At 34.9% G+C, this 2,944-nt stretch carries 3 protein-coding genes; all 3 read right to left on the reverse strand.

What is annotated here, in order from left to right; genetic code table 11:
- Positions 1 to 82: 82 nt before the first annotated feature.
- Complete coding sequence (locus OZD62_RS03120; protein ID WP_049973597.1) at positions 83 to 418, reverse strand: transposase; 336 nt, start codon at positions 416 to 418, stop codon at positions 83 to 85.
- A 167-nt stretch (positions 419 to 585) separates the two neighbouring features.
- Entirely contained in the window at positions 586 to 933 is a 348-nt protein-coding gene (locus OZD62_RS03125) for an IS630 transposase-related protein (protein ID WP_022626382.1), read from the reverse strand.
- Positions 934 to 1,110: 177 nt separating this feature from the next.
- Positions 1,111 to 2,724, reverse strand: a complete 1,614-nt coding sequence (locus tag OZD62_RS03130) for a hypothetical protein (protein WP_275019417.1) — start codon at positions 2,722 to 2,724, stop codon at positions 1,111 to 1,113.
- Positions 2,725 to 2,944: the final 220 nt, after the last annotated feature.

Consider the following 2,944-nt stretch of genomic DNA (forward strand, 5'->3'; position numbering starts at 1 on the left):
ATACCTAGCTATGAGTAGGGTTATGTTAAAGAGGGAATATGCTTGAATTTACTAGTTTCCGGACAACCTCCTATAGTATTTTCTAAAACGAATGATAAACGTCTAAAATGGTATTACCAACTAAAAGGTGTAAGTCTGTACATTGATGCATTAGAGGTCTGAGGCAACTTTTGATGGTGTGCCAACAATGCTCTATCGGATTTAGATCAGGTGAATATGTTGGAAGATAAAGCAAATGACAGCCAAAAGACTCTATTAATGACTTTGTTTTGGGAGTTTTATGGAATGTAGCATTATCCATAACTATGGTTGTATCACGCTGTAATTGTGGAAGTAATCTTCGCTCTAACCATACATTAAATATATCTTTATTACACCCTCCTGTGAAGGTCATTGGTGCAATAAACTTCTCATCCACCTATTATACTCACTCTTTCCCGCTTTTTTCCTGGAACATCAGCATATATTTTTTCTCCTCTTGGAGCTCGTGCATATTCTCGGTATAGTCTATTATCAACTCCTGCTTCATCTATATATAAAATGCTACAGTGGTCTATTTTTGAGACTTTATCGATAAATTGCTGCCTATCTTCTTGATTGCGCTCTTGATAGAATGTGACTTTTTTTAAAGGTTATTTTTAGCTGTCTTAATCTATACCAAATTGCACTTATCCCAAAGCCAAGGTTTTGTTTCATTTCTGCTAGTGTGTGATCTGGGTGTTTTTTGACATATTCTTTGAGTATTTCTGGATCTATTTTTCGAATAAAACCAGTACTTTTTACCGCTTTGAGACCTTGGCCAGTAGCTTTCTTTTTTAGCCATCTATATAGTGTTGCTATCCCTATCTCAAAAACCTCTGCAACTTCAACCTTTGACTTTCCTTTTTCTACCAAAGACACTGCTTTTTCCCTTAAATCTACACTATATACCATCGCTTTCCCTACTTTAAAAAAACATATTATACCTTTATCATTCGCTTTTGAAAATACTATAGTTAGCGGAATGACGGTTTTTCAAATTGTCGGTAAATCTAAGTCAGTTTAGCTATAATTTCCTAAATTTGCTCACAATCTCTTGACTTGACACATATGTTTTTTTCCCAAATGTTACTATCTTCCTCCTTTTCCTTTCTCAATTTGTGCAACCATTTCCTTTACATTTGCATGCGTGAGAAGGGAATTTTTGCTGACATGAGATTTTGGATCAGATTTTGCTGTTACGTGTTTCGTTGCAGATCTTTTATTCTCTGTTAGAAATGAATGAGATTGTTTTTTCTTCACACCGATATCCGCTTGTGCTGCTGGAGTGGTTTTGCTTTCAGCAAGCTGTACATTAGCATTTCCTTTTGCTTGATTTTGCTCAAATTTTTCTTTTAATGCCTTTACTTTACTGCCCATCTCGCGATTAGCTCCTCCTTTCATAGTAGCTGCTGCTACTTTTGGTATCGCCTTACCAGCAGCTTTTTGTGCTGATTTCCTATTGTCTTGATTTTCAGATTTTAGTGGTACTCTTTCAGCTGATTTTTTAAGAATTACTCCTACTACTTTTGGCTCTGTGCTTACTTTTTGATTAGCACGGCTTAGATTTTTAGGCTTTGGCGGTACTGCAGGTTTATCTTTGATTACCACTTTCGATTCTTGTCTAACTTCTTGACCAGTAGTAAACATTTTTTTTGGCGCTTGCGGTGGTTTTGGTGGTACGAGGGATTGAGGTTGTTGTTTCTGCTTACGTTCTCTTTTTGCTTCTATATGTTCTTTAGGAACTGTTGCATAAATTGGCTCTTCTTTGGGCGATTTTGAACTCTGCGAATTTTCTATTAAAATTTTACTCTTCTTCTCTTGATAATTTGATATCTCTTTGTATACAGACTCTTCATTTAATGAACTTCCATAGCCTGAATCTTCTCTCTGCTCATATAAAGGATTTTCCTTTTGCTTTTTCTCTTGATAATTTGATATGTCTTCATATTCAGACCCCTGATCTAATGAACTTTCATAGCCTGAATCCTCAGAAGGATTTTCCTTAGCATCAGGCATACTAAAACTATTAGCTCCTTTTAGTAAAGAAGATGTAGACTTTGCCTTGCTTTCTCCATCTGAGGATATTTCTGATTTAAAGCGTACCTTCCTCGAATCTGGAGCAGCCGGAGGTGCTGTTGTTGGTCGCTTTATTTGCCTCATGCGATTACCACCTAATTTTTCTTTCGGCTGTTCTTCTTTTCGCAGCTCAAAAGTACCTTCCTTTTGCTTTCTACCTTCCAAACTCACTTCGTGTGATCTATCTTTTCCTTGACTCTTTTCACTTTGTTCTAAATTTAAAGAATCTTTTAAAATATTATTTTTTCTGAAATCTTTTTCTAATTGTTCCAAGAGATCAATTTTTTTTAAAATTCTTGTATACTTAGCTGCTGTTTCTAAAGTGAAACTTGACAACTCATCATTTACAAAATTACTTATACTACTGTTCTTGGTTGGAAAATTTTTTCCCAAAATTCTATTCATTAATGTTTTAAAAAGACCTAATGGCTGTTCTACATAATTGTTCAAGTCAGTATATATAACAAACTCAGCTATACCTTTTGCCTCACCTGTAAAACCTTCTAATGCATGAGATAAATCCCTTAACGTTTTGTTATATTGTTTCTCTGCATTTCCTAGCTTCACAGCTTTGATCAGAGAATCGAGATTTTTTTTATAGTTCTCACTTTTAAATGGATTATTCATACTAATTACAGCTCATTATTTATTAAAATATAGATCTAAAATATTAAGATCTAGTAAATATTACTTTTGTAATTCATGTAGAACTATAGCTATAATAAGTAAGATTTCCCTACGTCATACCGCCGCGGTATCTCCAGATCCCCCTAACAACTTACTATTACCCACAAATATGAGGTTCGTGAGCAAGTCGCCATCCTTCTGCTAAATCAAAGAGACGTTT

This window comes from Wolbachia endosymbiont of Drosophila seguyi, from assembly GCF_028981765.1.
GTDB classification, from domain to species: domain Bacteria; phylum Pseudomonadota; class Alphaproteobacteria; order Rickettsiales; family Anaplasmataceae; genus Wolbachia; species Wolbachia pipientis.

What these genes read in the sequence shown, in the direction of transcription:
- OZD62_RS03125 (WP_022626382.1), bottom strand. Translation starts at nt 933, where the DNA reads ATGGTATATAGTGTAGATTTAAGGGAAAAAGCAGTGTCTTTGGTAGAA.
- OZD62_RS03130 (WP_275019417.1), bottom strand. Translation starts at nt 2,724, where the DNA reads ATGAATAATCCATTTAAAAGTGAGAACTATAAAAAAAATCTCGATTCT.